At 46.3% G+C, this 6,437-nt stretch carries 1 protein-coding gene, 3 tRNA genes and 3 rRNA genes; 6 read left to right on the top strand and 1 reads right to left on the bottom strand.

The genetic code is table 11. The features are described 5' to 3' along the window. Nucleotides 1–497: 497 nt before the first annotated feature. From DWW81_RS06150 to DWW81_RS06125, 6 genes are all read left to right on the top strand, one after another. A 16S ribosomal RNA gene (locus DWW81_RS06150) occupies nt 498–2,009 on the top strand. 148 nt (nt 2,010–2,157) lie between these two features. Then, nucleotides 2,158–2,233: transfer RNA gene (locus tag DWW81_RS06145), tRNA-Ala, on the top strand. 49 nt (nt 2,234–2,282) lie between these two features. After that, nucleotides 2,283–2,359, top strand: a tRNA-Ile gene (locus DWW81_RS06140). Nucleotides 2,360–2,518: 159 nt separating this feature from the next. Then, a 23S ribosomal RNA gene (locus DWW81_RS06135) occupies nt 2,519–5,355 on the top strand. A 74-nt stretch (nt 5,356–5,429) separates the two neighbouring features. Then, a 5S ribosomal RNA gene (gene rrf, locus DWW81_RS06130) occupies nt 5,430–5,546 on the top strand. Together the 16S, 23S and 5S rRNA genes with 3 tRNA genes alongside form the textbook arrangement of a ribosomal RNA operon. A 45-nt stretch (nt 5,547–5,591) precedes the next feature. Then, a tRNA-Asn gene (locus tag DWW81_RS06125) sits at nt 5,592–5,667 on the top strand. A gap of 197 nt (nt 5,668–5,864) precedes the next feature. Here DWW81_RS06125 and DWW81_RS06120 read toward each other — a convergent pair. After that, nucleotides 5,865–6,437 carry a hypothetical protein gene (locus DWW81_RS06120; RefSeq protein WP_117896552.1) on the bottom strand — a complete coding sequence of 191 codons (573 nt, stop codon included), beginning with the start codon at nt 6,435–6,437 and terminating at the stop codon, nt 5,865–5,867.

Below are 6,437 nucleotides of genomic sequence, written 5' to 3'. Positions count from 1 at the left end.
TTGACAAAATGGCATAAAAGTGATAAAATAAACAAGTCGCCTCGAGAGAGAGCGATAAAGAAAGAAGCGAAACGAAGGTAAAAGGTTCGGGAGAACAGAAGAGACCTGAGGAGTAGCACAAAAAGAACTTCATAAAAAGTTCACAAAGAAAAGTCTTGACAAAGCTTAGCTAATATGATATAATAGATAAGCTGATTTAAGACAGCACATTAGAAAACACAAAAAAATCGGAAGTCAAAAAACTTTTTTGAAAAAACTTCAGAAAAGGGGTTGACAAAAGATAAAAAGTGTGATATAATGTAAAAGTTGCACGACACAAAAGAGTGTAACGAAACAGCATCTTGAAAATTGAACAAAGACGAATAGTACGAAACCCTTGAGAGATTCTTTTGAGAAAAAGAATTAAAGGTCTAACATAAAGACGTAAAAGAAATGTACGTTCAGTGAAGTGAACTGAAACAGGATAACAAGAGCAGAAATGCTTTTGATATACAACTTTAATTAAGAGTTTGATCCTGGCTCAGGACGAACGCTGGCGGCACGCTTAACACATGCAAGTCGAACGAGAGAAGAGAAGCTTGCTTTTCTGATCTAGTGGCGGACGGGTGAGTAACACGTGAGCAATCTGCCTTTCAGAGGGGGATACCGATTGGAAACGATCGTTAATACCGCATAATATAATTGAACCGCATGATTTGATTATCAAAGATTTATCGCTGAAAGATGAGCTCGCGTCTGATTAGCTAGTTGGTAAGGTAACGGCTTACCAAGGCGACGATCAGTAGCCGGACTGAGAGGTTGATCGGCCACATTGGGACTGAGACACGGCCCAGACTCCTACGGGAGGCAGCAGTGGGGAATATTGCACAATGGAGGAAACTCTGATGCAGCGATGCCGCGTGAGGGAAGAAGGTTTTAGGATTGTAAACCTCTGTCTTCAGGGACGAAAAAAGACGGTACCTGAGGAGGAAGCTCCGGCTAACTACGTGCCAGCAGCCGCGGTAATACGTAGGGAGCGAGCGTTGTCCGGAATTACTGGGTGTAAAGGGAGCGTAGGCGGGATCGCAAGTCAGATGTGAAAACTATGGGCTTAACCCATAAACTGCATTTGAAACTGTGGTTCTTGAGTGAAGTAGAGGTAAGCGGAATTCCTAGTGTAGCGGTGAAATGCGTAGATATTAGGAGGAACATCAGTGGCGAAGGCGGCTTACTGGGCTTTAACTGACGCTGAGGCTCGAAAGCGTGGGGAGCAAACAGGATTAGATACCCTGGTAGTCCACGCCGTAAACGATGATTACTAGGTGTGGGGGGACTGACCCCTTCCGTGCCGCAGCAAACGCAATAAGTAATCCACCTGGGGAGTACGACCGCAAGGTTGAAACTCAAAGGAATTGACGGGGGCCCGCACAAGCAGTGGAGTATGTGGATTAATTCGAAGCAACGCGAAGAACCTTACCAGGTCTTGACATCGTATGCATAGCTCAGAGATGAGTGAAATCTCTTCGGAGACATATAGACAGGTGGTGCATGGTTGTCGTCAGCTCGTGTCGTGAGATGTTGGGTTAAGTCCCGCAACGAGCGCAACCCTTACTGTTAGTTGCTACGCAAGAGCACTCTAGCAGGACTGCCGTTGACAAAACGGAGGAAGGTGGGGATGACGTCAAATCATCATGCCCCTTATGACCTGGGCCTCACACGTACTACAATGGCTGTAAACAGAGGGATGCAAAGCCGCGAGGTGGAGCGAACCCCTAAAAGCAGTCTTAGTTCGGATTGTAGGCTGCAACCCGCCTACATGAAGTCGGAATTGCTAGTAATCGCAGATCAGCATGCTGCGGTGAATACGTTCCCGGGCCTTGTACACACCGCCCGTCACGCCATGGGAGTCGGTAACACCCGAAGCCTGTAGTCTAACCGCAAGGAGGACGCAGTCGAAGGTGGGATTGATGACTGGGGTGAAGTCGTAACAAGGTAGCCGTATCGGAAGGTGCGGCTGGATCACCTCCTTTCTATGGAGAACAGAGAAGGAAAAGAAAACTTCTCATAAAACAATTCTCCGGTCAGCAAAGGTTTAAGAAAGTAGTTTTTGTTCAATTTTGAGGATGCTGGAAACAGTATCTTTAAAACAGCACAATGGAGTACCTAGTCCCTGCATATGGGGGTGTAGCTCAGCTGGGAGAGCACCTGCTTTGCAAGCAGGGGGTCAGGAGTTCGATTCTCCTCATCTCCACCAAGGGACGAAGGAAGACGAACAGCTTGAGTGCCGTTATGTAAAGCATAATGGGCGCATAGCTCAGGTGGTTAGAGCGCACGCCTGATAAGCGTGAGGTCGGTGGTTCGAGTCCACTTGTGCCCACCAGCAAGAGAGATTTTGCAAGGAACGAAACTTGAAAATTGAATAATGAAAAGCAAAAGTAATGCAAATGAGGAAAAATGAACGACAATAACGAAAGTTAAAGTCGGGTAAAAAACCTGCAATTAGCATAAAAATTAAGAGGATTAGACATAATTCAAAAATGGTTAAGCTAAGAAGAGCGTAGGGAGAATGCCTTGGCATTAGGAGCCGACGAAGGACGTGATAAGCTGCGATAAGCTGCGGGGATCAGCAAGTATGAATTGATCCGCAGATTTCCGAATGGAGCAATCCGTATGTGTATGCACATACATCATATACTGAATCAAATAGGTATATGAGGGGAACCGCCTGAACTGAAACATCTAAGTAGGGCGAGGAAGAGAAATCAACCGAGATTCTGTGAGTAGTGGCGAGCGAAAGCGGAAGAGGCTAAACCATAGGTAGCAATACTTATGGGGTTTCGGACAGCATTTAGCATTGATAATTTCTAGTTGAAACGTGTGGGAAAACGTACCGAAGAGTGTGAGAGTCACGTAAGCGAAAGAGAGAATCAGCGAGCTGTATCCAAAGTACCGCGGGACACGTGAAACCCCGTGGGAAGATGGGGGGACCATCCTCCAAGCCTAAATACTACCTAATGACCGATAGCGAATAGTACTGTGAAGGAACGGTGAAAAGAACCCCGGGAGGGGAGTGAAAAAGAACCTGAAACCCTATGCTTACAAGCACCGAGAGCACGTCAAAGTGTGATCGGGTACCTTTTGTAGAATGGTCCGGCGAGTTATTGTATGCGGCAAGGTTAAGTGCTTAAGGCACGGAGCCGAAGCGAGAGCAAGTCTGAATAGGGCGAAAAAGTCGTATGCAATAGACCCGAAACCGAGTGACCTATCCATGTCCAGGCTGAAGTGGAGGTAAAACTCCATGGAGGGCCGAACACACGTCCGTTGAAAAGGCCGGTGATGAGGTGTGGATAGCGGAGAAATTCCAATCGAACTCGGATATAGCTGGTTCTCTCCGAAATAGCTTTAGGGCTAGCCTCGTGAAAGATTACTGGAGGTAAAGCACTGAATGGGCTAGGGGTCGAAAGATTACTGAACCCTATCAAACTAAGAATGCCAGATAATTGATTCACGGGAGTCAGACAATGTGAGATAAGTCTCATTGTCAAAAGGGAAACAGCCCAGACCCACAGCTAAGGTCCCTAAACATTGTTAAGTGGAAAAGGATGTGGGGTTGCATAAACAACCAGGATGTTGGCTTAGAAGCAGCCACTCATTAAAAGAGTGCGTAATAGCTCACTGGTCGAGTGACCCTGCGCCGAAAATTCAACGGGGCTAAACAATGTACCGAAGCTTGGGATTCTAAAGTAATTTAGAGTGGTAGGAGAGCGTCGAATAAGGGGTGAAGTCAGAGCGGAAGCGCTGGTGGACTTTATTCGAGTGAGAATGCCGGAATGAGTAGCGAGAATTATGTGAGAATCATAATGGCCGAAAATCTAAGGTTTCCTGAGGAAGGTTCGTCCGCTCAGGGTAAGCCGGGGGCTAAGGCGAGGCGGAGACGCGTAGCCGATGCACATACGGTTGAAATTCCGTAGCCACCGAAAGATTTAAGTACAGGGACGCTTTAGAAGTGATGTTGCCGGGCGATGGTTGACCCGGTCGTAAGGGATCGAAAATGAGTAGAGAAGTCATCATGGAAAGAGACAAGAAAAGCTGTATGGATATCTTAGGTGCCCGTACCGCAAACCGACACAGGTAGATAGGAAGAAGATTCTAAGGCCAACGGGAGAAGGGTTGTTAAGGAACTCGGCAAGTTGACCCCGTAACTTAGGGATAAGGGGTGCTCAAGTGATTGAGCCGCAGAGAATAGGCCCAGGCGACTGTTTAGCAAAAACACAGGTCTCTGCTAAATCGAAAGATGACGTATAGGGGCTGACACCTGCCCGGTGCCGGAAGGTTAAGAGGAGATGTGAGAGCATTGAATTGAAGCCCCGGTAAACGGCGGCCGTAACTATAACGGTCCTAAGGTAGCGAAATTCCTTGTCAGGTAAGTTCTGACCCGCACGAAAGGTGTAACGATCTGGGCACTGTCTCAACAACCCGCCCGGCGAAATTGTAGTACCGGTGAAGATGCCGGTTACCCGCGACTAGACGGAAAGACCCCATGGAGCTTTACTGTAGCCTAATATTGGATTTCGGTATTTCACGTACAGGATAGGTGGGAGACTGGGAAGCACAGGCGTCAGCTTGTGTGGAGTCGACCTTGGGATACCACTCTTGGAGTGCTGGAATTCTAACCTGCGGCTTTGAAGCAAGTCGGGGGACATTGTTAGGTGGGCAGTTTGACTGGGGCGGTCGCCTCCTAAAGAGTAACGGAGGCGCTCAAAGGTTCGCTCTGCATGGATGGAAACCATGCGTCAGAGTGTAAACGCAAAAGCGAGCCTAACTGCGAGAATGACGGTTCGAGCAGTAACGAAAGTTGGAGTTAGTGATCCGGCGGTATGTGAATGGAAATGCCGTCGCTCAACGGATAAAAGCTACCCTGGGGATAACAGGCTGATCTCCCCCAAGAGTCCACATCGACGGGGAGGTTTGGCACCTCGATGTCGGCTCATCGCATCCTGGGGCTGAATTCGGTCCCAAGGGTTTGGCTGTTCGCCAATTAAAGCGGTACGCGAGCTGGGTTCAGAACGTCGTGAGACAGTTCGGTCCCTATCTGTCGTGGGCGTAGGATATTTGCAAGGAGCTGTCCCTAGTACGAGAGGACCGGGATGGACGCACCTCTGGTGCACCAGTTGTCACGCCAGTGGCACAGCTGGGCAGCTATGTGCGGAACGGATAAACGCTGAAGGCATCTAAGCGTGAAGCCGCCCTTAAGATAAGATATCCCTTCTGTTTACAGAGTAAGACCCCTTGAAGACTACAAGGTTGATAGGCTCAAAGTGTAAGCACGGTGACGTGTTTAGCTAGCGAGTACTAATCGGTCGAGGGCTTAACCTTATTGGTTATGACTACTCCTTTTAACCAACAGCTTTTTCATTATTCAATTTTGAGGATTCGTTCCTCTTCACTTAGTCGGTGGCGTTTGAGTTGAGGTCACACCTGTTCCCATGCCGAACACAGTAGTTAAGCTCTTCTTCGCCGAAAATACTTGGATGGTAACGTCCCGGTAAGATAGGGTGCTGCCGACACCTTACTAAACAGAGAAGATAATATTCTTCTCTGTTTAGTCATATTCCTCCTTAGCTCAGTCGGTAGAGCATTCGGCTGTTAACCGAAGGGTCGTTGGTTCGAGTCCAACAGGGGGAGCCAGAGAGCTGTAGCTTTTGCTATGGCTCTTTTTTGTATATATGGTTTTGTATTGCAGTTTGTAAATGTAATGTATGGAAACAGTGCTTTCGTATGCTTACGTTAATGTAGGTGTGCGGAAGCACTGTTTGTCTAAAAAAAATCACAGCACACGTCATGAGTGCTGTGATGAGGGAGCTGTTCGATAAATGGGAAACTATTTATGGATTGTCTTTGATTTCAATTTCTACTGAATAATCAACATTTTTTGAGTTGAGGTCTGTAAGCAGAATAGTATTATTATCAAAAGGAACTATTTCAATGTTGCCTTTTCTTTTGCATTTATCAATAAGTAAAAATTTCTTTCCATTTTGGTCTGTACAAACAGCATATAACAGCTTAGGCACTTTGAGTACATAAACTAAATTCGTAATATACGGCTGTACCCATTCTTCATTTCTTTCAGAAATTCTGATACGTAATTCTTTTGATTCATCACTGATGCGTTGTTCAAAATTCTGCTGCATATATATTTTTTTGAATTTTTTGTTGTTATAATAATCCATAATCAATACATATGGCAGGAGCCACAAACCATAATCAATGAAGCCCAGAAAAGCTAACCATTTAATAGGAGAGAAGAGAAATGCAACAGCAAGAATAAACCCACCGAAAAATGGAAATCCAGATATGTGTTTTTGGCTTTTTTTGCTTTGATATAATGCGGCATATGTAACAGCTATCAAAAATGCTCCGATTATTCCAAGCGTTATAGTCATGAGCCATTCTTGCAT

Origin of the sequence: Ruminococcus sp. AF17-1AC (assembly GCF_003461385.1) — a bacterium.
Lineage (GTDB): Bacteria > Bacillota > Clostridia > Oscillospirales > Ruminococcaceae > Hominimerdicola > Hominimerdicola aceti.
Note: the sequence above shows the minus strand (reverse complement) of the source record. Positions and strands in the feature narration are given on the sequence as shown.

Bases quoted from the DNA above. Each gene is read 5' to 3' on its own strand.
- DWW81_RS06120 (WP_117896552.1), bottom strand. From the start codon at position 6,437: ATGCAAGAATGGCTCATGACTATAACGCTTGGAATAATCGGAGCATTT.